Source organism: Variovorax sp. dw_308, assembly GCF_019207085.1.
Taxonomy (GTDB): Bacteria; Pseudomonadota; Gammaproteobacteria; order Burkholderiales; family Burkholderiaceae_C; genus Variovorax.
Map to the genome: position 1 here is coordinate 436,599 of NZ_JAATOM010000004.1, position 24,724 is coordinate 461,322.

The window sequence follows — 24,724 nt, forward strand, 5'->3', positions numbered from 1 at the left end:
CACACCGCATCGACAACGAGCAGGAGACCATCATCATGTCCTATCGCAACAAGCACTTCGCATTGCGCACTCTCGCCGGGCTGGCGCTCTCATTGGCCCTCGCGGCCAGCGCGTCGGCCGCAGAGCAGGTCAAGCTGCGCATGACGATCTGGAGCGCCAACGAGGCGCACCTGAAGCTCTTCAACGGCATCGCCGAGGACTACAGGAAGACCCAACCCGACGTCGCGGTCAGCTTCGAGTCGCTGCCCTTCGATAACTACACCACCGCGCTGACCACGCAGATCGCCGGCGGCAATGCGCCCGACATGGCCTGGATCTTCGAGACCACGGCCTACGACTTCGTCAACTCGGGCGCGCTGGTGCCGCTCACGAAGACGCTGGCCGCGGCGCCGGGCTACAACCTCGGTGACGTCGCCCCGAGTGCGACCGAGCGCTGGTCGAAGGACGGCGTGCTCTATGCCTATCCGTTCTCGACCTCGCCCTTCGCGGTGTTCGTCAACAACGACCTCATCAAGAAGGCCGGCGCCAAGACGCCGGCGGAACTCATCGCCGCCGGCCAGTGGACCTGGCCCAATGCCATCGCCTCGGCGCAGGCCGTGGCAAAGGAGCCCGGCAAGGGCGGCATGGTGGTGCGCGACTTCAACTACCAGGCCTGGCAGTACCTGTCGTCGGTCTGGAACGGCTGGGGCGCCGCGCCGTGGAGCGCCGACGGCAAGCGCTGCACGCTGGCCGACAAGCCGATGGTCGATGCGCTCGGCTTCATTCACGACGCGATCTTCACGAAGAAGGCGATCCCCGGCCCGGGCCAGAACGTCGACTTCTTCGCGGGCGACGCCGCCATGACCATCACGCAGATCAGCCGCGCCTCGCTGCTGCCCAAGGACAAGAAATTCGACTGGGACCTGGTGCCACTGCCCAAGGGCTCGACGGGCGACTATGCGATCGTCGGCCAGGCGGGTATCGGCGTCTTGAAGGCGGGCAAGAACCCTGACCAGGCCGCCGCCTTCGTCGCCTACATGACCAATGCCGAGAACTCGGCCAAGCTGGCGCAGTTCTTCCCGTCGGCGCGCAAGTCGCTGCTGAACGCGGAGGTGCTCGGCAAGACCAATGCGCTGCTGTCGCCCGCGCAATTGGACAAGGTCGTGGTCTCGGGCATCGCGACCGGCAAGCTGATGCCGGGGCACACGGACTTCGCGCGGCTGCAGCAGATGGTGCGCTCGGGCCTCGATGCCGTCTGGCAGCCGCAAGCCGACATCCCCGCCGCCACGCGTGCGATCTGCGCGCAGATCGGGCCGTTGCTCGCGAAGTAGGCGCTGCTGCAAACGCACTACGTACCGCCAGGCCACGTCACCCCAAGCCACCCGCGCCGCCACGCCATGTCCAGCACGTCCCTGCCGCCCGTTGCCGCGTCCGACCTGCGGGCCCATGCGCCTCGGCGGTTCTGGACCATCGCGCGGCGCGATGCGCTGGCGGGCTACCTGTTCGCCGGGCCGCAACTCGTGGGCACGCTGGTCTTCGTGCTGGTGCCGCTCGCCCTGGTGTTCTGGTACTCGCTGCACGAATGGAACGTGCTGGCCAACACCTTCGAGTACACCGGCCTGCAGAACTACGGACAACTGTTGGACGACCCGTCGTTGCCCGGCGTGCTGCTGGCCTCGGCGCTGTTCTCCGGCGGGCTGGTGGTGCTGAACATGAGCCTGGCCTTGTTGCTGGCCGTGCTGCTCAACCAGAAGCTCGCGGGCATCACGGTGTTTCGCACGCTGTTCTTCTCGCCGGTGGTGGTGTCGCTGGTGGCGTGGACCATCGTGTGGGGCTTCCTGCTGCAGAACAACGGCGGCATCAACGGCATGCTCGGGCTGCTGGGCATCCAGGGGCCGAACTGGCTGCGCGCGCCCGGCACCGCGATGGTGTCGGTGATCGTGATGCAGGTGTTCAAGAACGTCGGGCTCAACATGATCCTGTTCCTGGCCGCGCTGCAGGGCGTGCCGCGGGAGCTGTACGAGGCTGCGCGCATGGATGGCGCGCCGCGCTTCGCGCAGTTCCGCCGCATCACGCTGCCGCTCATCAGCCCGACCATCCTGCTGACCTCGATCATCACCATCGTCGGCTCGCTGCAGGTGTTCGCGCAGATCGCGGTGCTCACGCAGGGCGGGCCGGGCGTGTCGACCACGGTGCTGGTGTACTACCTGTACCAGCAGACCTTCCAGTTCCACCGCTTCGGCTACGGGTCCACGCTGGCCATCGTGCTGTTCGCGATCGTCGCGCTGCTCACGCTGGCGCAATGGCAGATGCGCAAGAGGTTCGTGTTCCATGAACAGTGAGCTGCCGCCGCGCATGAAGGTCGCGCTCTACGGGTTGATGTGCGTGCTGCTCATCCCCTTCGTGTTCCCGACCTGGTGGATGGTGACCTCGTCGCTCAAGCCGATCAGCGACATCTTCATCTTCCCGCCCGAATTGATTCCGACGCACCCGGACTGGAGCAGCTACAGGCAGGTGTTCACGCTCCAGCCCTTCGCGCAGCAGTACTGGAACTCGGCCTGGATCGCGGCGGTGGTGACGCTCGCCACGCTGGCGCTGTCGTCGATGGCTGGCTATGCCTTTGCGCGCATTCGCTTTCCGGGGGCGAACGCCTTGTTCATCGTGGTGCTGACGGGGCTGCTGATCCCGTCGGAGGTGACCATCGTGCCGCTGTTCCGGATGTTCCTGAAACTGGGCTGGGTCAACACGCACTGGCCGCTGGTGCTGATACCGGTGTTCGGCGCGCCCAGCGTGTTCGCCACCTTCATCATGCGGCAGTTCTTCATCGCGCTGCCGGTGGAACTGGACGAGGCCGCGCGCGTGGACGGCCTGGGGCGCTTCACGATCTTCCGCACCATCGCGCTGCCGCTGGCGCGTCCTGCCCTGGCGTCGGTGGCGATCTTCACCTTCCTGCACAGCTGGAACCTGTACCTGGAGCCGATCGTGTTCCTGTCGACGCCAAGCAAGTTCACGCTGCCGCAGGCACTGACGCAATTCACCGATACCTATGGCGGGCCGATGTGGAACATCCAGCTCGCGGCGGCCACGCTGACGGCGCTGCCGGTGCTGATCGTGTTCGTGCTGGCGCAGAAGCAGTTCGTCGAAGGCCTGGCCCATACAGGCCTCAAGGGCTGATCTCTTACTCCATCGCATGGCAGAAGTCCTTCTCTCCACCGTCCAGAAACGCTTCGGCGCCGTCAACGTCATCCACGGTCTCGACCTGCACATTCCCGATGGCGAGTTCGTCGCGCTGGTGGGGCCGTCGGGCTGCGGCAAGTCGACCCTGCTGCGCATGATCGCGGGGCTGGAGAATGTCACGCAGGGCAGCATCCGCATAGGCGGGCGCGATGTGACCGACCTGGACCCGAAGGACCGCGACATCGCGATGGTGTTCCAGAACTACGCGCTGTATCCGCACATGACGGTCGCGGTCAACATGGGCTTCTCGCTGGAGCATCGCGGCCGGCCCAAGGCCGAGATCGCCGAGCGCGTGCGCTGGGCGGCGGACATCCTGGGCTTGTCGCAACTATTGGACCGCTATCCGCGTCAGCTTTCCGGCGGGCAGCGCCAACGCGTGGCGATGGGGCGCGCGATCGTGCGCGATCCGCAGGTGTTCCTGTTCGACGAGCCGCTCTCCAACCTGGATGCGAAGCTGCGCATCGTCATGCGTGGCGAGATCAAGGGACTGCACCAGCGACTGAAGACCACGACTGTGTACGTGACGCACGACCAGGTCGAGGCCATGACCATGGCGGACCGGATCGTGGTGCTCAATGCGGGACGCGTGGAGCAGGTGGGCACGCCACTGGAGCTGTTCGACCGGCCGGCCAACCAGTTCGTGGCCGGCTTCATCGGGTCGCCGGCGATGAATTTCATCAGCGGCCGTTGCACGCCTCAGGGCTTCGCGGCGGCCGGCTTGCTGCTGCCCATGGACGGGAGCGTGATCGAGGCGCATGCGGGGCGCGACGCCACATGCGGGATCCGGCCCGAGCATTTCGAAATCTGCGCGGTCGGCGAGGGCGCGGCGGCGCAGGTGCTACTGGTGGAGCCCCTTGGCTCCGACACGCAACTCAGCCTGCGCCTGGGCGACACGCCGGTGATCGCGCTGTTCCATGAGCGCCTGGTAGCGGCGCCGGGCGATGTGCTGCACCTGCGGCCGAAGGCGGGCATGGTGCATCTGTTCGATGCGGGTGGGGCGAGGTTGGAGGTGGGATGTGGCGGATAAGCGGCATTGGGTCGGTATGCACGAGGTGACGGTGCCTAACCACTCGCCGCGCTCCATGTTGACGAAGCATCCCTCACGATTGGGGCCCGTGCGCTGTCGCGGCTCACGGTCGAATATCTGGCAATGCCGAGTCCTGAAGCGGACGTAGTCGCAGGACCGTGTCGATGCCTCGGGTTCCTCGTCGCGAGCGGGCTCAGTCAGCTGCGCTTCTGCGCGGGGCCGGGTGTGATCGTGTCGAGAAACTCCCTGACCATTCGTGTCTCTCGCCGCTCCGCAAGGCAAAGGACGTGCGCGTAGGTATGAATTTCCGCATCGCTGATCTTCACCATGTGCAGGCCGGGACCAGGTACGTATTCCACCAGGGACACGGCGCTGATCCCAAGACCTTGCGACACCGCTTCGCGGATGACCTCCCGGCTGCCGATTTCCATCACGACATTGAGTTCTATCCTGGTCTTGTCGAGCGCAAGTTCCAGCGCCTTGCGCGTGGTCGATCCGTTCTCGCGCAGGATGAAGCGCTCGCCTTCCAGGTCCGCAAGCCGGATGCTGCGACGCTTGGCGAAGCGATGATTCGCCGCGCAGCAGATCACTACCGGGTGCTTGCTGAAGGGCACCGAGAGAAAGCGGTCGTCGCGCACTAGCTGTGCGAGCACGCCGACCTCGGCCCGGTAGTCGAGCAGGCGGTCCAGCACGTCCTGCGAGTTGCCCGTGCTGACCGACACCTTGATGCCCGGAAAGCGCTCGTTGAAATGCACCAGCAGTTTCGTGACGTGATAGGGCCCCACCGCCGCCACGCGCAGGTGCCCGGTCTTCAGTTCGCCCGCGTCGCCGAGCAGTTGAACCGCGTCGGATTCGAGGCTGAAGATCTGCTGCGCCAACTGCATGAGTTGCTCGCCGATCTCCGTCAGGCGTACGCGCCGGCCATAGCGGTGAAAGAGCTCGACGTCATAGCTCTCCTCCAGGAAGCGCACCTGCGTCGTGATCGTGGGCTGGCTTACGTGGAGGTGCTCGGCCGCCTTGGTGAAGCTGCCCATGCGGGCGACTGCATAGAAGGAACGTAGTTGTGTCAGGCGCATGACAAGGAAGGGTGAATTTGCCCCGTGGATTCCCGGACGTCGTATAGCTCCACTCTATACGAGATCGGAAAAATTTGAATTGGATAGATGGATGCAGGCATCCAACAATTGAACCGTGCGCAGATGCTTCGATGCGAAAACCGATGCAGCGAAGGTCATTGCGATGCGTATGAACACCACCGGGCCGCAAGGCACGACACGTGACCCGGATCAGCCAGAGCCGACCCCTCGAGGACGGCATCACGATGGAGCCAACCCCATGAAGATCAGTCGTCGTTCCCTGCTCGCCGCCGCCGCCGTTGGCGTGCCGCTCGCAGCCTTCACCCGAACCGGGCTTGCCCAGCCGGGGGCGCTCACCGTCGGGTTGATTCCCTCGGAAGATTCCCGCGCCATGATCGCCAACAGCCAGGCCATGATGGACATGCTGGCCAAGGCGCTGGGCATGCCGGTCAAGCCCTTCGTCGCGGCCGACTACAACGGCGTCATCGAGGCGCTGCGTTCCGGCCGGCTCGACGTGGCCTACCTCGGCCCGTTCTCCTATGTGCTGGGCACCACCATCGCGCCGATCGAGGCCTTCGCCGTGGCCGAGACCAAGAAGGCCGGCCGCACTTTCTATTACAGCCAGATCGTGGCCCACAAGGACACCGGCATCAAGACGATCAAGGACCTCAAGGGCAAGACCTTCGCCTTCGTCGATCCGAGTTCCACGTCGGGCCATCTGTTCCCCAAGGCCGGGTTGATCAAGGCGGGTTTCAATCCCGATACCGACTTCGGCCGCGTGATCTTCTCGGGCTCGCACGACTCCAGCGCCATCGCCGTGGAGAACAAGAAGGTCGATGCCGCAGCTATTGCCGACCGCATCCTCGATGCCGCCATCGCCAAGGGCCTGGCCAAGCGCGAAGACCTGGTCGAAGTCTGGCGCTCGGACCCGATTCCGGAATCGCCCACGGTGTGGCGCAAGAACCTGTCGCCGGACCTGAAGTCGCGCGTGCAGGCAGCCTTCCTCGAAGTGAAGGACATCCCGTGGTCGGACCAGGGCCTGCTCAATGGTTTTCATCCGACCACTGACGCGGCCTACAACGTCATCCGTGACACGGCCAAGCTCCTCAACCTCGACCTGAGCAAGATGAAATGATCAAGATCAGAGGCCTGTCCAAGCGCTACGGCGACTTCGAAGCCCTGCACCACATCGACCTCGATGTGAAGAAGGGCGAGTTCCTGGTGATCCTCGGCGCGTCGGGCGCCGGCAAGTCGACGCTGCTGCGTTGCATCAACCAGTTGACCGAGCCGAGCACCGGCGAAGTTGAGGTCGATGGCAAGCGTTCCGCCGGTGACCGCGCCTCGATGCGGCGCGTGCGGCGCGAGGTCGCGATGATCTTCCAGCACTACAACGTGGTGCCGCGCCTGTCGGTGCTGAAGAACGTGCTGACCGGTCGGCTCAGCGCAGTGCCGAGCGTGCTGTCGTGGTTCCAGCTGTTCCCGCGCAAGGACATCGACGTTGCGCGCGAATGCCTGCGGCGCGTCGAGCTCGAGAAGAAGGCCGACCTGCGCACCGACACGCTCTCGGGCGGCCAGAAGCAGCGCGTCGGCATCGCCCGTGCGCTGGCTCAGCAGCCGAAGGTCATCCTGGCCGACGAACCGGTCGCCAGTCTCGACCCGAAGACATCGCGCAACGTGCTGAACTACTTGCGCCAGGCTAGCCGCGAATCCGGCATCACGGTGATCTGCAACCTGCACCAGGTCGACTACGCCCGTGAGTACGGCGAGCGCATCGTCGGCGTTGCTGGCGGCCGCATCGTGTTCGAGGGGCGACCCGATGAGCTGACGGAAGAGGCGCTGCACCTCATCTATCCGGGCGGGCTGGGCGCGATGGACGGCAAGGCAACCGCCGCGCCGGCCGCCGCCAATGACCACCTGGCTTCGGTCCCCTCGAACGCCATGCCGATGGCAGCCGCGCAACTCTCCCTGGAGCAATCATGATCACAGTCGGACGCTACAAGCTGCTGCTCGGCCCGTCGGAAGGCAACTCGGTCCTGGGCAAGTACTTCGCATTCACCGTCGCCGGCATGCTCGTGTTCTGGTGGGCTGCGGTGGGCAGCGAGGTGAGCTTCGGGGAACTCATCAAGGGCTTCCCTTGGATCGCGGACTTCCTCGGCCGCATGTTCCCGCCCAACTGGGCCTTCATGCAGAAGCTGGTGAAGCCTGCCATCGAGACGGTGCAGATCGCGATGTGGGGCACGCTGCTGGCGATCGTGCTGGCGGTGCCGGTGTGCTTCTTCGCGGCGCGCAACATCTCGCCGAACCTCGTCGTGTTCCATGCGGTGCGGCAGGTGCTCAACATCATGCGCGGGATCAACGAGATCATCCTCGCGCTGATCTTCGTGGCGGCGGTAGGGCTTGGTCCGTTCCCCGGCGTGCTGGCACTCGCACTGCACGGCGCGGGCATGCTCGGCAAGTTCTTCGCCGAGTCGATAGAGGACATCGACCAGGGGCCGATCGAGGCACTTCGCTCGACCGGCGCAGGGCCCATCCAGACCATCATCTTCGGCGTGCTGCCGCAGGTGGTCACCTCGTGGATCGCGGTGGTGCTCTACCGCTTCGAGACCAACCTGCGGCAAGCCACGGTGCTCGGCATGGTGGGCGCGGGCGGCATCGGCTTCGAGCTGGTGGGCAGCATGAAGCTCTTCCAGTACCAGGACACGGCCACCTGCATCCTCGTGATCGTCGTCATGGTGATGGCGGCCGACTACATCTCCAGCAAGCTGCGTGCATGGATCCAACAAGGAGGTCATTGATGACCACGAACCCGAACATCGTCTCTTCCAATGGCCGCGTCTACAAGTACCCGACGCAGCCCGTCGTGGTGCTGTGCATCGATGGCTGCGAGCCCGACTACATCACGCAGGCCATCCAGGCCGGCGTCGCCCCCAACCTCGATCGCATGCTGTCCAAGGGGACGTCACTCATCGGTGATTGCGTGGTGCCCAGCTTCACGAACCCGAACAACCTCTCGATCGTGACGGGTGTGCCGCCGGCGGTGCACGGCATCTGCGGCAACTATTTCCTCGACACCTCGGTGGGCAAGGAAGTGATGATGAACGACCCGTCGTACCTGCGCGCCGGCACGTTGCTCGCAGCCTTCTCCCGCGCCGGTGCCAAGGTGGCGGTGGTGACCGCCAAGGACAAGCTGCGCACCTTGCTGGGCCACGAGATGCAGGGCATCTGCTTCTCCGCCGAGAAGGCAGACCAGGCGACGATGGCCAACGGCGGCATCGACGACGTGTGCGCGCTGGTCGGCAAGCCCGTGCCGTCGGTTTACAGCGCCGACCTCAGCGAGTTCGTGTTCGCGGCAGGCGTCAAGCTGCTGGAGCAGCATCGGCCCGACCTGATGTATCTCTCCACCACCGACTACGTGCAGCACAAGTGCGCGCCCGGCACACCCGGCGCCAACGCCTTCTACGAGATGATGGACGCCTACCTCGGCGAGATGGATGCGCTGGGCGCGATCATCGCGCTCACGGCGGACCATGGCATGAGCCCCAAGACCGACGCGGCTGGCAAGCCGAAGATCGTCTTCCTGCAAGAGGTGATGGACGAACTGGCCGGCGCGGGCAAGGCGTGCGTGATCCTGCCGATCACCGACCCGTACGTCGTGCACCACGGGGCGCTCGGTTCGTTCGCGACGGTGTACCTGCCGGCAGACGCGCCCGCGAAGGAGCTGGCCGAATCATTGCGTGCCGTCGTCGGCATCGAAGTCGTTCTCACGCGCGAAGAGGCGGCCGAACGTTTCGAGCTGCCCCGTGATCGCATCGGTGACCTGGTGGTGGTGTCGGACCACCTCACCGTCATCGGCACGCGCGCATCGGAGCACGACCTGAGCGGCCTCACGGTGCCGTTGCGGTCCCACGGCGGGCTGTCGGAACAGAAGGTGCCGCTGCTGTTCAACCGGCAGCTGCAAGGCGTCTCGCCGGCGCGCCGCCTGCGCAACTTCGACATCTTCGACCTGGCGCTCAACCACGTGCCCGTCACCACCCCCTAGAGGATCGAATGACCACTGAATACTTCAACCCCGTGCAGACAGTGCACGGGGCAGGGGCCCTGTCGTCCCTGCCGAGGCTGCTGAACGGTCGGAAGGCCGTGCTGGTGACCTTTCCGGAGGCAAAGGCGGTCGGGCTGCTGGAGCGCATCGAACAGGTCCTCGGCGACCGACTCGCAGGTGTGATCGACCAGGTGCGACCCAACCCCGATGTGGCGGAACTCGCGCCGCTGTGGGAGACGTTCTGGCGCGACCATGCCGACACCGGGGTGCTCGTGGCGGTCGGCGGCGGCAGCGCCATCGACACGGCCAAGGCGCTCATGGTGGGCAATGACAGCGGCAGGTTCGCGGACATGGTCGCCGGCCTGTCCGGGGAGCGGCCTTTCTCGCCCACGCGCTTCAAGCAATTGATTGCTGTACCGACCACCGCCGGCACTGGCAGCGAAGTCACGCCCTGGGCGACGGTCTGGGACCGCGAGCGGCAGAAGAAGTATTCGCTGCACCTGCCGCAGACCTGGCCCAGCCACGCGGTGATCGACCCCGAGCTGATGCTGTCGCTACCGTCGGCCGTGACGCTCCAGAGCGGGCTCGATGCGCTGTCGCATGCGCTCGAATCGATCTGGAACGTGAATGCCAACCCCGTCTCAGACGTGTTCGCGGTGGCGGCCATCCACGAAACCCTGGAGGTGTTGCCGCTGTTGATGCAGCACCCGCTGGACCTGTCCCTGCGCTCGCGCATGGCGCTCGCCGCACTCAAGGCGGGCCTGGCCTTCTCCAACACCAAGACGGCCTTGGCGCATTCCATCTCCTACGAGATGACGCTGCGCTACGGCATCCCGCACGGCATCGCCTGTTCGTTCTCCCTGCCGATGGTGCTGGAGCGCGCCATGGGCCGGAGCGCCGACCGCGACCGTGTGCTGGAGCAGGCGCTGGGCAAGCCCCTGGCCAACGCGCCGCGCCGGCTGGAGGCTTTCATCGAGGCCCTCGGCGTGCGCACCCGCTTTTCCGACTACGGCGTGAGCGACGACGAGGCCCGCGACATGGTGCTGCATGCGCAGGCCGGCGCGCGCGGCAGGAACTTCATCGGCACTGCATCGGAGCTTGCAGCATGACCACCAACACCCCCTTGCGCGACAGCGCGCACTTTCGCGCCGAGGTGCTTCGCATCGGCGACCAGCGCCTGACGCGCACGCGCACCTTCGACGTGTTCAACCCCTACAACCGGGAGCGCGTCGGCTCGGTGCCGATGGCCACCGTCGACGACGTGCGCGAGGCCTACCGGATCGCACGCAGCTACAAGGCCACGCTCACCCGCTACGAGCGCTCCAGCATCCTGCAACGCGCATCGGCCCTGCTCCGGGCGCGGGCCGAGGAGGCATCGACGCTCATCACGCTGGAGTCGGGCCTGTGCAGGAAGGACTCGCTCTACGAGATCGGCCGCGTGGCCGACGTGCTGGTGTTCGGCGCCAACGAGGCCTTGCGCGACGACGGCCAGGTGTTCTCCTGCGACCTCACGCCGCACGGCAAGAAGCGCAAGGTCATCACCACGCGCGAGCCGCTGCTGGGCGTGATCACCGCGATCACCCCGTTCAACCATCCGATGAACCAGGTCGCGCACAAGGTGGTGCCGAGCATTGCCACCAACAACCGCATGGTGCTCAAGCCGTCGGAAAAGGTGCCGCTGTCCGCCTGCTTCCTCGCCGACATCCTCTATGAAGCCGGCTTGCCGCACGAGATGCTCCAGATCATCACCGGCGACCCACGCGAGATCGCGGACGAGATGCTGATCAACGAGAACGTCGACCTCATCACCTTCACCGGCGGCGTGGCCATCGGCAAGTACATCGCCTCGAAGGCGGGCTACCGCCGCATCGTGCTCGAACTCGGCGGCAACGATCCGCTGATCGTCATGGAAGACGCCGACCTCGACCAGGCCTCCGACCTGGCCGTGCAGGGCTCGTACAAGAATTCGGGGCAGCGGTGCACAGCAGTGAAACGCATGCTGGTGCATGAATCGGTGGCGCGCGACTTCACCGAGCGCGTGGTCGAGAAAACGCGCCGCTGGAAGCACGGCGACCCAATGGATGCCGCCAACGACATGGGCACCGTCATCGACGCCGAGGCGGCCGCCTTGTTCGAGAAGCGCGTGGCCGACGCGGTCGCGCAAGGCGCGCGCCTGCTCGCAGGCGGCCAGCGCGACGGCGCGCTCTACGCGCCCACCGTCATCGACAACGTGCACCCCGACATGGAAGTGGTGCGCGAGGAAACCTTCGGACCAGTCTCGCCCATCATCACCTTCAAGGATATCGACGACGCGATCCGCATTTCCAACGGCACGGCCTACGGCCTGTCATCGGGCATCTGCACCAACCGCATGGACTACACGCAGCGCTTCGCTTCGGAGCTTCAGGTGGGCACGGTCAACCTCTGGGAGGTGCCGGGCTATCGCATCGAGCTGACGCCCTTCGGCGGCATCAAGGATTCAGGCCTCGGCTACAAGGAGGGCGTGCAGGAGGCGATGAAGTCGTTCTGCAATGGGAAGACGTTCACGATGCCTTGGGGTTGAGGGGCCCGATGCTTTCGGCACGGGTGACGCCGTGCTGTGCCAGCCGATCAAGCACTGCGCGTCTGGCTCGCGTCGATGGTGTGCTCTGCTCAGCGAAATAAAGGAGGAGGCCGCAGGCCGGGGGACATTCGCGGAGCAGAGCACACCGTCGGCGCGAGCCTGCCCCGGAGCAAAAGCGGCGCCCTGCAAAAGATCGAGCGCAGAGGCAGTTTCACTTCAATCTTCCTGCAGCGCTTCAAAGCGCTCGACAAGGTAGTCGATCAGCAGCCGCACTGCCGGTAACTGCCCGCGGCGCGACGCAAAGACCGCGTGGATGATCTCGCGCCGCGGTTCCCAGCCGCTCAGCACTGGGACCAGTTGGCCCCCCTTGAACTCCTCGCTCACCATCATGCGCGGCAACTGCACGATGCCCACTCCCTCGACGGCTGCCGCCTTCAAGGCCAGCATGGCCCGCGTGATGTAGCGAGGCTGGTGCCGTATCTCGGCCATGGCGCCGTCCGGTCCTTCGAGTTGCCATTGGTGCTCGTCCTGCGGCTGGCCCAGATGCATGCTCGGGAAGCGTGCCAGGTCCGCCGGGACCGCCACCGCTCCGAACCGCTTCAGAAGACCGGGACTGGCGACCAGGCATTGCCCACGATCTGACAGCACCCGCATCACGAGATCGCTGTCTTCCAGCGGTGGCGGCCGCACCCGAATCGCGAGGTCGATGCCCTCGGCCACGACGTCCACCTTGCGGTTGGTCTCTTCCAGGTGCAGCTCCACGCGCGGGTATTGCGCCAGGAAGCCGGCGAGCATTTCGCCGATGCGCGAGGCCAGCAGGGCAACCGGGCAGCTCATCCGGATCACGCCGCGCGGTTCTGCATGCGTGATGGCGACCGACTCCTCGGCGGCCTCGGCCTCGGTCAGCATGGCGCGGCAGTGCGCGTAGTAGCCGCGACCCACTTCGGTCACCGCGAAGCTGCGGGTGGAACGCAGGATCAGCCTGGCGCCGAGCCGCTCTTCCAGCAGTGCGATGCGCCGGCTCAACTTCGACTTCGGGATGCCCAGCGCGCGGCCCGCCGGGGCAAAGCCGCCGTGGTCGACCACCTGGGCGAAGTAGAAGAGGTCGTTCAGGTCCAGCATGCTTCATCGTTCTATCAGTGGAACTATGAAGACGATTATTGCGGACTACCGCTGGCGGCGTTCTGTTTTTATGCTTCTCCCATCCCGATTCCATCGGATTCGCAAGAAAGGTGAAGCAAATGCTCAAGAAGATTGTTGGTGTGTACGGCGCCCCGCGCGGGCACTGGGTGGGCGACGGCTTCCCGGTGCGCTCCTTCTTCAGCTACGGGAGCCACGGCGCGGAACTGAGCCCCTTCCTGCTGCTGGACCACGCCGGTCCGGCGAACTTCGAGCCGAGCGAGCGGCCCAGGGGCGTGGGCGTGCATCCGCATCGCGGCTTCGAGACCGTGACCATCGTCTACGAAGGGGAGGTCGCGCATCGCGACTCGACCGGCGCGGGCGGCCTCATCGGGCCGGGCGACGTGCAATGGATGACGGCCGCCTCCGGCATCCTGCACGAGGAGTTCCACTCGCCGGCGTTCGCGCAGCGCGGCGGGCGGCTCGAGATGGTGCAGCTCTGGGTCAACCTGCCCGCGCGCGACAAGATGGGTGCGCCCGGCTACCAGACCCTGCTGGACGCGCAGATCCCCGCCGTCGAGCTGCCGCAGGGGGCAGGGCGGGTGCGCGTCATCGCTGGCGAATTCGACGGCCGACAGGGGCCGGCCCGCACGCACACGCCCATCAACGTCTGGGACCTGCGCCTGGTCCAGGGGGGAAAGGCGCGGCTGGCGCTTCCCGCAGGCCACACCGCCGCGCTGGTGGCGCTGCGCGGCAGTGTGACGGTCAACGGCCAGCAGAGCCTGCGCGAGGCGCAGATGCTGCACCTCGATCGGGAGGGCGACGCGCTGGAGATCGAGGCCGGCAGTGATGCGGTGCTGCTGTTCCTGGGCGGCGAGCCGATCGATGAGCCGATCGTCGGCAGCGGCCCCTTCGTGATGAACAGCCAGACCGAGATCGTCCAGGCCTTCGACGACTTCAGCAGCGGCCGCTTCGGGCGCATCGCGGCCTAGGTTTCAGTTTCCCATCCGGTCCGCCGCCTGTCGGCGGACCATTTTTGCCGCCTCGCACCCAAGGTGCTCTGCCCGACGCGCTGCAGTGGGCCAGGGGCTACACGCGCATCTTTCCCGAGTACCAACTGCTGATCGAGAGCTACGGCAAGGCGCAGGCCGTGGAGCGATTCCGCGGCTTGCCAAGGCTCACGCCATGTTCGCGCCCGGAGGTTGCACCCCGTCGGCCAGTCGCTTGCCAATTTCGTCGCTGGCGCGCGCGAGCATCGCCCTCATTCGTGCCTCGCCCATGGCCAGGAGCACCTCGTGGGTTCCCACCAGCGCCAGGGCGGCCAAGGCTTCCCCGTCTTCGTTGAGCAGCGGCACGGCCATGCCACCCACCGCCTCTTCGAGCTCCCCCATCGACCAGTAGAAGCCTTGCTTGCGGACGTTGGACAGGTAAGCCCTGAAATCGGTCCAGCTCGACCCGAGCCCATGCTTGCGCGCCTCGGCGGCGTTCGCTTCGTAGATCTTCACCAACTGCGGCCGCGGCGTACAACTCAGGATGACCTTGGGCGACGCGCCCGCGAACAGCGGCCGCGGCCTCCCGCGCCCATACCCGAGTTGCAGCGACGAGTCTGCACTCGCCCTGTAGATGTCGATGATCTTCATGCCGAACATGGTGGTGAGTACGGCGTCCATGCGTGCCTTCCTCGCCATCTCGTCCATGACGGGCACGGCCGCCAGCAGGACCGGGTCGCTGCGCCGCAGCCGGTAGTCCAGCTCGATGATGCGAGCGCCCAGCGAATACCGGCCGCCCGACACCTTTTGCAGAAAGCCGGCCTCGACCAGGTCCTTGACGTACCGATACCCCGTGGCCCGCGTGTATCCCATCGCCTCGTTGATGTCGTCCGTGTGCCAGACAGCGCGTTCCTCGGTGAAGAGATTCAGGATCGCGAGCACGCGGGCAGGACTGGTCATGGCGGACTGGGTTCGTTCAATCGAGGCCCATGCGGCGGGCCATCTCGGCACGCCATTCTGACCTCGGTTTGAAGCCTGGCAGCGCCCGGGCGTGGGCTTCGGCGTTCGCCATGATGTCCGCATCGTCAAGGGCCAGGTCGACCGGCAGGCGCAGCGGCTGCGAGACGTACCAGGGCAATTCCATGTAGAGCTCGAGGCGATTGCCCTCGGGATCGCGCACGTACACCGACAGCGAATTGCCGTGCGTCACCGGCGTGATCTCGCTGGTGTTCTCGCGCTGCACGCGCCGGTGCATCTCCTTGAGCGTCGCGAGGCTGTCGGCCTTGAGCGAGATCTGGTTGATCACGTTGAAGCTCACGTCCGCCGGGCGGCCCGAGATCAGGACGATCTGGTGGTGCTCGTCCGGATCGCGGCTCAGGAAGACGAGGCCCACCGGTCCGTGCGGCCCGGGAAGCTGCCCGCGATCGGTGACGGTGAACTCCAGCACGCGCACGTAGAAGTCCTCCATCGCGGAGAGGTCGTTCACATAGAAGCCCACATGGCTGAAGGCAAGTCCGGGTCTTGTCATGGCAATTCCTTGCTCGGTTCCGAGCGCTTTGATGAAGTTTGAATATCGCAAATAATAGGATAAACACCTAGTCGATCGGCTTGACGCCCGCAGATCGTGAAAACAATAATATCGCACTAAATGAGATTTTTCAACAATCAAGACCAAGGAAGAGCAAATGAAACTCGTGAGCTTTGAACGGTACGGAAAGACGGGCTTCGGCGTGGTGGTGGACGATGGCGTGGTGGATCTCGGCCTGGCGCTCGAAGGCCGCTTCGCCGACCTCAAGGGCCTGCTGCAAGGAGATGGAATGGCGGCAGCGAGCGCGGCAGTGCAAGGGCGAACACCCGACTACAAGCTGTCCGGGCTGACCCTTCTGCCGGTCATCCCCAACCCCGGGAAGATCTGGTGCGCAGGCCTGAACTACGGCGAGCACGTGCGCGAAACAGGCCGCGAAGTCAGCGAGCAGCCGGTGTTCTTCCTGCGCGTGCCCGACTCGCAGGTCGGCCATGGCCAGGCCATCCCGCGGCCGCCGGAATCGATCAAGCTCGACTACGAAGGCGAGATCGCCATCATCATCGGCAAGGGCGGCCGGCGCATCGCGGAAGCCGACGCCTGGGACCACATCGCCGGATACGCCTGCTACAACGACGCCTCGGTGCGCGACTGGCAGATGCACAGCCAGCAGTGGTGCCCAGGCAAGAACTTCTGGCGCACGGGCGGCTTCGGCCCCTGGATGGTGACCGCCGACGAGATCTCCGCGGGCGCCGTGCTCTCGCTGGTGACGCGCCTCAATGGCGTCGAGGTTCAGCGCGCGACGACCGAGATGATGCTGCACAGCATCCCGCGCCAGATCGCCTACGCATCGACCGTCGCGCCGTTGCAGGCCGGCGACGTGATCGTCACCGGGACCCCGGGCGGCATCGGCGCCAAGCGCACGCCGCCGCTGTGGATGAAGGCCGGCGATGTGGTCGAGGTCGAGGTCGAACGCGTTGGCGTGCTGCGCAACACCGTCGTCGACGAACTGGCCGGGTGAACTTCAATGACCGCACCCGCTGCAACTCCCTTGCGCGAGAGCTATGACGTGGCCATCGTCGGACTCGGCCCGGCTGGCGCCACGCTCGCCAACCTGCTGGCGCTGCGCGGCCTGTCCGTGCTCGCGCTGGACCGCGAGGCCGACATCTACCGGCTGCCGCGGGCCATCCACTTCGATGGCGAATGCATGCGCGTCTTCCAGACGGTCGGCATCGCCGACGAGATGGCGCCCCACTTGGTAGTGGCGCCGGGCATGAGGTTCCTCGACGGGTGCGGCCGGCTGCTCATCGACTGGCAACGGCCTACCGAGATCGGTCCGCAAGGCTGGCACGCCAGCTATCGCTTCCATCAGCCATTCCTCGAGGAAACGTTGCGAAGCAAACTCGCGGCGCAAGCCTGCGTCGACATCCGCTTGCGCCACGAAGTGTTCGCTGTCGAGCCGGCCGAGGACCATGTCGACCTGCGACTGGAAGACACCTCGTCCGGCAAGCTCCTGCGCACCAGGGCACGCTACGTCGTGGGCTGTGACGGCGCGCGCTCGACGGTCAGGCGGTTCATGGGAACCGAGCTTCAAGACCTGAAATCGCACGAGCGCTGGCTGGTGGTGGACCTGCTGCTCCACAAGGACAAGCCGGAACTGGGCGAGCACAGCATCCAATACTGCGACCCCACGCGCCCCGCCACGTATGTTCGCGGCGTGGGCAACCGGCGCCGCTGGGAACTGATGCTCCTGCCCGGCGAGGATGCAGCGGCCATGTGCCGCCCTGAGGTCGTCTGGCAACTGTTGCAGCGCTGGATCACGCCCGCGGAAGCCACACTCGAACGACCCGCGGCCTACACCTTCCACTCGGTGGTTGCGCAGGGGTGGCGCAAGGGCCGCCTGTTGATCGCCGGCGACGCTGCCCACCAGACGCCGCCGTTCATGGGACAGGGCATGTGCGCCGGTATCCGCGATGCGTCGAACCTTGCCTGGAAACTGGCCGACGTGATCTCCGGGGCAGCCCCCGACGAACTGCTGGACACCTACGAGTCCGAACGATCGCCGCACGTGCGCGAGTTCATCGAGACGGCGGTTCGCCTGGGCAGCGTCATCCAGACGACCGACGTCGAAGCAGCGAAGCAGCGGGACGCCGACATGCTCGCGCGGCCACAGAACTTCGCCACGCCGCAGCCGCGGCTGGGCCCGGGCGCGCACGCCGGAACGCCCGAAGCGGGCCGCATCGGCGAACAGCCGGCGATGGCCGACGGCACGCGACTCGACGATCGTGTCGGCTACGGCCATGCGCTGATCGTCGACCCGGCGTGGGTGTCGGATGCACAGCGGATCGCCGGAGCGATCCCGGTGCTGCCAGCGGATTCGCCTTCGATGCGCCTGTGGCTCGAGCGCCTCGGCGCCCGTGCCGTGCTGCTGCGGCCGGACCGCTACGTGGAATCGACCGCTGTCGATCGGGCCGATCTTCCGAGGATGGTGCTCGGCGTCTCGGGGACTCTTCGGAAAGCGGTGCAGGCATGACGACCGTTGCAGAGGCCGCGACCCAGCAGGCGATGCTCATCACGGCGCCGGGCGGCCCGGACGTACTCCAGGGCAGGCGCGTCCCCATACCGATGCCAGCGGATGATGAACTGCAGATCCGCGTTCATGCGGCCGGCATCAACCGACACGACTGCAATCAGCGACAACGCGGACCGACACCGGCCCACAGCGATATCCCGGGGCTCGAAGTCGCGGGCGTGGTGATGGCCGTTGGATCGAGGGTGACGGGATGGGCCATGGGCGACAAGGTGTGCGCCCTGACCGATGGTGGCGGCTATGCGCAATACGCCGTGGCACCGGCAACCCATGCGTTCCATGTCCCGACAGGATTGGATCTCGTCGCCGCCGCAGCCTTGCCGGAAGCGCTGTTCACGGTATGGCACAACTTCTTCAACGTGGCCGCGCTCGGACCCGGCGAATCGGTGCTGATCCACGGGGGCACCAGCGGGGTGGGCGCGATCGCCATCCAGTTGCTGAAGGCGCTCGGCCACCGCGTCTTTGCGACGTGCGGCTCGGAGCGCAAGGTCGCGACGGCCGAGCAGCTTGGGGCGACGCGAGCGTTCAACTATCACGAGGATGATTTCGCTGAAGGCGTGCTCGCCGCCACTGCGCGGCGCGGTGTGGACGTGATCCTGGACATGTCCGGCGGACGCTACAGCGTGCCGAACGTTCGCGCCCTGGCGAGACGAGGGCGCCTGGTGCATCTGTCGCCAGGAAAGGGCGCAGATTTTCAGGTGCCGCTGCGTGACCTCATGGCGAAGGAGGCCAAGGTCACCGGTTCGCTGCTGCGCGGACTGCCGAACGAAGAGAAGACCCTGATCGCACACCGGCTGCGCGACGTTGCATGGCCACTGGTCGCATCCGGCGCGGTCCGGCCATTGATCCATGGCACGTGGCCCCTTGGCGATGCAGCACGCGCGCACGCCACGATGGAACTCGGCGACCACGTCGGAAAGCTCGTCCTCGACTGCCAATCCACGGATGCGTTGGCGACAGCGCAGCGGGCACGCTGATTTCCCTGCAACGCGCCTTCGGGAACGCGACCTGCGCGTCCGGCAGGGCTCGCGGCGCACACCCACCAGACAGTTCACTTCACATGCCAACTACAACGGAGCAAACAATGGACATTCGAGAAGCAATACGCACGCAGCCCATGCGCGCACCTCAGATCGCGATCATCATCATCTGCGTCCTTCTGACGATGATCGATGGCTACGAGATCATCGTCATGCCGTTCGTCATGCCGCACCTGGCCAAGTCATGGGCGCTCGGGCCCGTCGAGGTGGGCTACCTGTTGAGCGCCAGCGTCTTCGGAATGGCGCTGGGCGCGATCTTCATCTCGCCGCTGTCCGACAGGTTCGGCCGTCGCCGGCATATCGGCGCATGCCTGGCGCTGATCACGTTGGGCATGTTCCTGTCGGCCTCTGCCAGGAGCCTGCTCGAACTGGTGGCATACCGCGCGTTTGCCGGACTGTTCATCGGCGGCATCGTGGCGAGCATCAATGTGCTGGCCTCCGAGTACAGCTCGGACCGGCGGCGCGGAACGGTCATGGGCATCTATGGCATCGGCTTTCCGCTCGGCTCCGCATTGGCCGGCGCGGTGATCGGCCCGTTGACCATGGCCTATGACTGGCGAGCTCCCTTTGTCTTCGGCGCTGCGTTGACGCTCGTCATGCTGGCCGTCGTCCTCGCGGTACTGCCGGAGTCCATCGACTACCTCGTCGAGAAGCGACCGAAAAACGCCCTCGCCCACTACAACAGGATTGCGGCGCGGCTGGGATACACGCAAGCGACGATCCTTCCGGCGCCCGCCGTGAGACCGCAGCAGCAGCTTGCCCTGAAGGCCATCTTCGGCGGGATGATGCTCGGTCGCACCCTGTGCCTGTGGATCGGATACGCCGGACTGGTGGCGGCCTTCTATTTTGCGAACACCTGGACGGCAAAAATGATTGCCGACGCCAGCGGCGACCCCAGCCTTGGTGTGCGGACCGGTGTGCTGATCATGGTGGGCGGTGTCGTCGGTGCGCTCCTGTTCGCCGCGCTGTCGCTGAAGATTCGTCCCCGGTTGGTCACCGCGCTGATCCTGTTCGGCGGCGCAGTCGCCTTCGTGCTCTATGCCGGGCAGATCCAGCACATCGCCATGGCGTTGACCTTGGCGGTTTTCGTCGGAATGTTCGCGAACGGTGGCATTGCCGCGTTCTATGCCATCAGCCCGTTTGTCTATCCCGCGTTTGCCAGGGGCACAGGGGTGGGATTGATGATCGGCTTCGGTCGCGCAGTCGCCATCGTGGCGCCCATCTTCACGGGCTACATGCTGAAGGCCGGCTGGACACCGCAGATCGCCTATCAATTCTTCGGCGGTGTCCTGGTCGTCGCAGCGATCGCCACCCTGATGCTCGACCGCACCTATCGCAATCGCAGCGAGAACCCCGAGACGCCCGATGCAGCCTTGGCCGGGGCGCATCTCGGTTGACGGAACCGCACGTGGGGCCCCGGGCGCGATCTCGCGACTTTGGAGCGGCCATTCGCACGCGGTGGTGTCCTGGTTGTCCCTTGCAGTCGGCGATCCGATCACTGTCTCGGACTCGGACTCGGATTTTTCAATGAGGTCGGCGAAGGTCAAGTTCCAGGCAGACCGGTCGATCGCGAAGAAGCCGCTGAATGCCAGCTTGCTGCGAGCCTTGGGGTTAGGTTGGGGAGGAGCCGATCGGTCGCAGCGGCGTGAGAGCCGCAACAAATGAAACACGCCGGACCCGGCCGCTGAAACGCGGCGGATACCCGGGTTGCAGACCATTGGCAGCAGCAGCCACCCCTGCCCCTGCCGATGTCGTTTCCAACCTTGAGGAATCCAGATGCAAGACCATCAAGTCCAACTCGTCCGCGACAGCTTCGCGCTCGTGCGACCCATCGCCCCGCAAGCCGCCGCGCTTTTTTACGGCCACCTGTTCGACGCGGACCCGTCGCTGCGCGCGTTGTTTCGCGGTGACATGGTGGATCAGGGAGAGCGCCTGATGACGATGATCGGCAGCGCGGTCGGGTTGCTCGAGAAGCCCGACGTGCTCATGCCGGTGCTGCGCAACCTCGGTGCGCGCCACGTCGGCTATGGCGTGGTCGACGCCCACTACGCAACCGTCGGCGGCGCGCTGCTGCTGACGCTGGAACAGGGCCTCGGGGACGCCTTCACGCCCGAGGTTCGCGAAGCCTGGACCGCGATGTACGGCATCGTGAGCCGCACCATGATCGAGGCCTCGCGCGAGCCGGCCCTGGCTACCTGATCGAAGGCGATCAGCGCAGAAGGTCCGCGACCCGCGCCAGCAGGTCGGCCTTGGAGAACGGCTTGTCCAGCGAGTCGCAGCGCGCGCCGCGCAGGAATTCGCGCGCATCGGGGGAGAGCGTGTCGCCGGTGACGAACAGCATGCTGCGCGCCAGCAGCGGATGCCGCGCCGACACCTCGCGCCACAAGCCGGCGCCGTCCATGTCGGGCATGCGCAGGTCGGAGATGACCGCGTCGAAACGTGCGGTCGCCAGCAGTTCCAGCGCGACCGCCCCCGACTCCGCCGTCGCCACCTCGTAGCCTGCGTTCTCCAGCATCTGGCGCATGACGTCGGCCAGCTCGGTCTCGTCGTCGACCACCAGGATGCGGGCCTGCCGCGACGCACCGGAGGCCGCCGGTTCGGCCGGCGCCGTGGCGGCCACCGCGACACCGTTGATCGGCAGGCTGAGCCTGAAGCTCGCCCCTTGCGGCGATGCGGGCTCGAGTGCCAGTTCTCCGCCATGGTCACGCGCGACCGTGCGCGAGACGGCCAGGCCCAGCCCGGTGCCGACGCCATCCGGCTTGGTGGTGAAGAAGGGCTCGAACACGCGTTCCCGGGCATCGCTCGAGACGCCCGGGCCGTTGTCGGAAACGCGCAGCCACACGCGCGCTTCGCAGCCAGCGCGTGCGGGTTCCAGTCCTGTCTCGACTTGCACACGGCGCGCACCTTGCGCGCCGGCGAGCGCCTGCTGTGCATTGACGAGCAGGTTCATGACGACCTGGCCGATCTGGTCGCCGTCCACGTTGACATCGGGGAGCGCATCGGCGAGCGTGAGCTCCAGGTCGATGCCGTGCGTGCGGTAGCCGTACTGCAGCATCTCCACCGCGGCGCGCACCATCCCGTTCAGGGCGACCAGGCCGCGTGTCGTGGGCCGGCTGCGCGCCATGTTCAGGAAGGTGCGCACGATGCGCCCGCAACGCTCGGCCGCCTCGCGCACGCGTTGCGCATCGGCACGCAATTCGGGCTGCGATTCGCACTTCTCCTCGAGCAGGCTGGCACGCCCCATCACGATCGCCAGCGGGTTGTTCAGCTCGTGCGCCACGCCGGCGAGCAGGCTGCCCATGGCGGTCAGCTTTTCGCTCTGTCGCAAGGCCTCGCGCTGGCGGGCGATCTGCGTGGCGGCGGCGTGTCGCTCCGACAGGTCGGCGATCGACGCCGTGTAGAACACATGGCCGTGCGCATCGGTGCGCCACAGCACCATCTCCATCGGAAATTCGGTCCCGTCGGCGCGCAGCGCGTACATCTCGAGGCGCTTGCCCATGAAGCGCGGTGCGCCGCCGGCCTGGAGGCGACGCATGCCCGCCTCGTGCGGACCGCGATAGCGCTCCGGCATGATCACCACGCTGACGGGGCGCCCCATGACGGCAGCGCGCGTGCGGCCGAACATCGCTTCGGCCGCCGGGTTGAATTCGACGATCTGCCCCACCTCGTCGGTCGTCACCAAAGCCGCCAGCGCGTGGTCGACGATGGCAGTCTTCAGCGCCTCGCTCGTGTTCAGGTCGTCCAGGCGCGAGGCCAATTCCTGCTCGCGCAACTTGAGCTCCGTGTGGTCACGGCCGAATACGGCCACCACCTCGACCTCGCCATCGACCGGGCCATACGGGATGAAGGTCTCGCGCAGATAACGCAGCCCGTGGCCCGGATACTCGACCCAGCCTTCGAGCCGCAGCGCCTCTCCTGAAAACACCCGCGTCGCAAGCGGTTGATAGCCGGCGTAGGCGGCCGCACCGACCACCTCCGACAGGTGGCGCCCGATCACCTCGCTGGCCGGTCGGCCGAGGAACTCGAGCACCTCGCGGTTCGCATAGACGTACCGGTGGCTGCGGTCGATGACCGAGAGGCGCGCCGTGATGTGCTCGAGGAGCACGCTGGAGAGGCGTTGGTCGAGCACCGCGGCGGGCATCTCGGCCCATCGCATCATGCCGAGCGAGCTGAGTTCACGCGATGGAATCATCCGGCTGGCCCTTCTTGTCATTCTTGCGCGGTGGCAGGCACGAAGACGTAGCCGACATTGCGAACCGTCTTGATCAGTTCCGGCCGGTCGGGGTTGCGCTCGATCTTGCGGCGCAGGCGCATCACGCGCAGGTCGATGGACCGGTCGAACACGTCCCAGCCGCGGTTGTGTGCCTGTTCCATGATCTGGTTGCGGTTCAGAGGCCGGTTCGGATGGCGGGCGAAGAGGGCGAGCAGGTCGAACTCCGCGGCGCTGATCTCGATGTCTCTTCCGTCGGCATCGCGCAAGCGCCTCTCGTCGAGGTCCAGCCGGTAGGCGCCGAAGGCGATGCGCCGCGATTCGCCGGCTGGCGCGATGGCCGGGGACGTCGGCGTGGCGGCAGCCAGCACCACGGCGCGGCGCAGCACGGCGCGCACTCGGGCCAGCAACTCGCGCATCTCGAAGGGCTTTGGCAGGTAGTCGTCGGCACCGAGTTCGAGCCCGATGATGCGGTCGATCGGCTCGCCGGCGGTGGTCAGCATCACCAGGCCGATGCCCGACTGCGTTTCGCGCATCCAGCGTGCCAGTGACAAGCCGTTCTCGCCGGGCATGTTGATGTCGAGGATGGCCAGCGCCGGTGCCCTGGACGCCACCGCCAGCCGCGCTTCGGCGGCATCGGCGGCGGTGCACACCGTGAAGCCGTGGCGTCCGAAGTACTCGTCCAGCAGCGAACGCAACTCGGGCTCGTCGTCGACGACCAGCACGACAGGGCTGGAATTCTCGGCTGCCTGACTCATCGTGTGGGTCCCTCAACGCGGTGAGGGCAGAGTCTATCGGCACCAGCCGGATTTCACTTGGCAATCGAGATGCGGGTGCCGATCGCGGCAACAGGGCGGCGTCGCCAGGCCCCTCATATCAGTGCTCGCTCGCGCTCACCGCCACGGCGACCGACAGGTCGGGGCGCCGAAGGGCTGTCCCTGCCGTCGAACCTTCGTTCGCGACCTGCGGTGGTGTGCGCGCCGCGATGACTGCGGGTTGGTCTTCGGTCTGTGTCGGCCCTGCGATCACGAACAGGCCGGCCGGGTGCATGAGGATGAAGGTGTTCGGGTCGATCTGCGGCACCTGGCGCTTGACCAGGATGGCCGGATGTTCGCCCAACGTGTGCAATGCCGGCTGCGCGGTGCTGTCTTGCGCGGAGGCGATGGTGGCGGTTGCGAGAAGTGCAGCGGCGATCGCTGCGGCAAGTTGAATGCGAAGGGGGGTCATTGAAGGTTCTCCGAATTGGGCGGCGGGGTGTATCGAACAGCGCGCTGTTGAAGCAGGCGCACCGCAATGATCGGAGAGGCCGGTTTCAAGCGCGTTGCGCAGGGCC

General features: G+C 66.2%; 23 protein-coding genes and 1 pseudogene. 17 read left to right on the top strand and 7 right to left on the bottom strand.

The features are described from left to right. The first annotated feature begins 35 nt into the window (after positions 1 to 35). The 4 genes from HCU76_RS11350 (at position 36) to HCU76_RS11365 (ending at position 4,243) form a co-directional block, all read left to right on the top strand. Positions 36 to 1,310, top strand: a complete 1,275-nt coding sequence (locus HCU76_RS11350; RefSeq protein ID WP_213953685.1) for a sugar ABC transporter substrate-binding protein — start codon at positions 36 to 38, stop codon at positions 1,308 to 1,310. A 66-nt stretch (positions 1,311 to 1,376) separates the two neighbouring features. Beyond that, positions 1,377 to 2,321 (top strand): carbohydrate ABC transporter permease, encoded by a 945-nt coding sequence (locus HCU76_RS11355; protein ID WP_213953686.1) that lies wholly within the window; start codon positions 1,377 to 1,379, stop codon positions 2,319 to 2,321. Next, the gene (locus HCU76_RS11360) at positions 2,311 to 3,153 is read left to right on the top strand and encodes a carbohydrate ABC transporter permease (RefSeq protein ID WP_218509304.1); all 843 of its coding nucleotides are present in this window, start codon (positions 2,311 to 2,313) and stop codon (positions 3,151 to 3,153) included. The genes HCU76_RS11355 and HCU76_RS11360 overlap by 11 nt, the downstream gene beginning before the upstream one ends. 16 nt (positions 3,154 to 3,169) lie before the next feature. After that, positions 3,170 to 4,243 (top strand): ABC transporter ATP-binding protein, encoded by a 1,074-nt coding sequence (locus HCU76_RS11365; RefSeq protein ID WP_213953688.1) that lies wholly within the window; start codon positions 3,170 to 3,172, stop codon positions 4,241 to 4,243. Positions 4,244 to 4,440: 197 nt separating this feature from the next. Here the strand turns inward: HCU76_RS11365 and HCU76_RS11370 are convergent, their stop codons facing one another. Continuing rightward, on the bottom strand, positions 4,441 to 5,319 hold the full coding sequence (locus HCU76_RS11370) for a LysR substrate-binding domain-containing protein (RefSeq protein ID WP_213953689.1): 879 nt from the start codon (positions 5,317 to 5,319) through the stop codon (positions 4,441 to 4,443). 259 nt (positions 5,320 to 5,578) lie between these two features. Here HCU76_RS11370 and HCU76_RS11375 point away from each other — a divergent pair, with 259 nt between their 5' ends. From HCU76_RS11375 to phnY, 6 genes are read left to right on the top strand one after another with little or no spacing between them, the layout of a single operon-like run. Next, positions 5,579 to 6,454 carry a phosphate/phosphite/phosphonate ABC transporter substrate-binding protein gene (locus HCU76_RS11375; RefSeq protein WP_213953690.1) on the top strand — a complete coding sequence of 292 codons (876 nt, stop codon included), beginning with the start codon at positions 5,579 to 5,581 and terminating at the stop codon, positions 6,452 to 6,454. After that, a complete protein-coding gene (gene phnC / locus HCU76_RS11380; protein ID WP_218509305.1) occupies positions 6,451 to 7,299 on the top strand; it encodes a phosphonate ABC transporter ATP-binding protein in 849 nt (282 codons plus the stop codon). Before HCU76_RS11375 ends, phnC begins: the two co-directional genes overlap by 4 nt. Continuing rightward, complete coding sequence (gene phnE, locus HCU76_RS11385; RefSeq protein ID WP_218509306.1) at positions 7,296 to 8,114, top strand: phosphonate ABC transporter, permease protein PhnE; 819 nt, start codon at positions 7,296 to 7,298, stop codon at positions 8,112 to 8,114. Before phnC ends, phnE begins: the two co-directional genes overlap by 4 nt. Continuing rightward, on the top strand, positions 8,114 to 9,358 hold the full coding sequence (gene phnA, locus HCU76_RS11390; RefSeq protein WP_213953693.1) for a phosphonoacetate hydrolase: 1,245 nt from the start codon (positions 8,114 to 8,116) through the stop codon (positions 9,356 to 9,358). Before phnE ends, phnA begins: the two co-directional genes overlap by 1 nt. Positions 9,359 to 9,366: 8 nt before the next feature. Continuing rightward, positions 9,367 to 10,467, top strand: a complete 1,101-nt coding sequence (gene psrA / locus HCU76_RS11395; protein WP_213953694.1) for an iron-containing alcohol dehydrogenase PsrA — start codon at positions 9,367 to 9,369, stop codon at positions 10,465 to 10,467. Then, a complete protein-coding gene (gene phnY, locus HCU76_RS11400; RefSeq protein WP_218509307.1) occupies positions 10,464 to 11,921 on the top strand; it encodes a phosphonoacetaldehyde dehydrogenase in 1,458 nt (485 codons plus the stop codon). Before psrA ends, phnY begins: the two co-directional genes overlap by 4 nt. A 216-nt stretch (positions 11,922 to 12,137) precedes the next feature. Here the strand turns inward: phnY and HCU76_RS11405 are convergent, their stop codons facing one another. After that, positions 12,138 to 13,043, bottom strand: a complete 906-nt coding sequence (locus HCU76_RS11405) for a LysR family transcriptional regulator (protein ID WP_218509308.1) — start codon at positions 13,041 to 13,043, stop codon at positions 12,138 to 12,140. Between the two features lie 119 nt (positions 13,044 to 13,162). On the opposite strand from HCU76_RS11405, the gene HCU76_RS11410 reads away from it, so the two are divergent. Both HCU76_RS11410 and HCU76_RS36580 read left to right on the top strand, forming a co-directional pair. Next, positions 13,163 to 14,032 (top strand): pirin family protein, encoded by an 870-nt coding sequence (locus HCU76_RS11410; protein WP_218509309.1) that lies wholly within the window; start codon positions 13,163 to 13,165, stop codon positions 14,030 to 14,032. A 74-nt stretch (positions 14,033 to 14,106) separates the two neighbouring features. Then, positions 14,107 to 14,193 (top strand): annotated as a pseudogene (locus HCU76_RS36580) (hydrolase); the annotation flags it as partial. A 25-nt stretch (positions 14,194 to 14,218) separates the two neighbouring features. Here HCU76_RS36580 and HCU76_RS11415 read toward each other — a convergent pair. Continuing rightward, positions 14,219 to 14,989, bottom strand: coding sequence for an IclR family transcriptional regulator (locus HCU76_RS11415; protein WP_213953698.1), 771 nt, complete (start codon positions 14,987 to 14,989; stop codon positions 14,219 to 14,221). 16 nt (positions 14,990 to 15,005) lie between these two features. Then, on the bottom strand, positions 15,006 to 15,557 hold the full coding sequence (locus tag HCU76_RS11420) for a VOC family protein (protein WP_218509310.1): 552 nt from the start codon (positions 15,555 to 15,557) through the stop codon (positions 15,006 to 15,008). Positions 15,558 to 15,714: 157 nt separating this feature from the next. Between HCU76_RS11420 and HCU76_RS11425 the strand changes: the two genes are divergently transcribed. From HCU76_RS11425 to HCU76_RS11445, 5 genes are all read left to right on the top strand, one after another. Then, the gene (locus HCU76_RS11425; RefSeq protein WP_213953700.1) at positions 15,715 to 16,572 is read left to right on the top strand and encodes a fumarylacetoacetate hydrolase family protein; all 858 of its coding nucleotides are present in this window, start codon (positions 15,715 to 15,717) and stop codon (positions 16,570 to 16,572) included. Positions 16,573 to 16,578: 6 nt separating this feature from the next. Continuing rightward, complete coding sequence (locus HCU76_RS11430) at positions 16,579 to 18,084, top strand: bifunctional 3-(3-hydroxy-phenyl)propionate/3-hydroxycinnamic acid hydroxylase (RefSeq protein WP_218509311.1); 1,506 nt, start codon at positions 16,579 to 16,581, stop codon at positions 18,082 to 18,084. A gap of 32 nt (positions 18,085 to 18,116) precedes the next feature. Next, a complete protein-coding gene (locus tag HCU76_RS11435) occupies positions 18,117 to 19,118 on the top strand; it encodes an NAD(P)H-quinone oxidoreductase (protein ID WP_218509312.1) in 1,002 nt (333 codons plus the stop codon). 140 nt (positions 19,119 to 19,258) lie between these two features. Next, a complete protein-coding gene (locus HCU76_RS11440; RefSeq protein WP_218509313.1) occupies positions 19,259 to 20,578 on the top strand; it encodes an MFS transporter in 1,320 nt (439 codons plus the stop codon). Between the two features lie 379 nt (positions 20,579 to 20,957). Next, positions 20,958 to 21,380 (top strand): globin family protein, encoded by a 423-nt coding sequence (locus HCU76_RS11445; protein WP_218509314.1) that lies wholly within the window; start codon positions 20,958 to 20,960, stop codon positions 21,378 to 21,380. Between the two features lie 10 nt (positions 21,381 to 21,390). Here the strand turns inward: HCU76_RS11445 and HCU76_RS11450 are convergent, their stop codons facing one another. The 3 genes from HCU76_RS11450 to HCU76_RS11460 form a co-directional block, all read right to left on the bottom strand. After that, positions 21,391 to 23,373, bottom strand: coding sequence for a PAS domain S-box protein (locus HCU76_RS11450; protein ID WP_218509315.1), 1,983 nt, complete (start codon positions 23,371 to 23,373; stop codon positions 21,391 to 21,393). A 17-nt stretch (positions 23,374 to 23,390) separates the two neighbouring features. Next, positions 23,391 to 24,149, bottom strand: a complete 759-nt coding sequence (locus HCU76_RS11455) for a response regulator (protein ID WP_218509316.1) — start codon at positions 24,147 to 24,149, stop codon at positions 23,391 to 23,393. A gap of 118 nt (positions 24,150 to 24,267) precedes the next feature. Continuing rightward, entirely contained in the window at positions 24,268 to 24,618 is a 351-nt protein-coding gene (locus tag HCU76_RS11460; RefSeq protein ID WP_218509317.1) for a hypothetical protein, read from the bottom strand. Positions 24,619 to 24,724 lie beyond the last annotated feature (106 nt).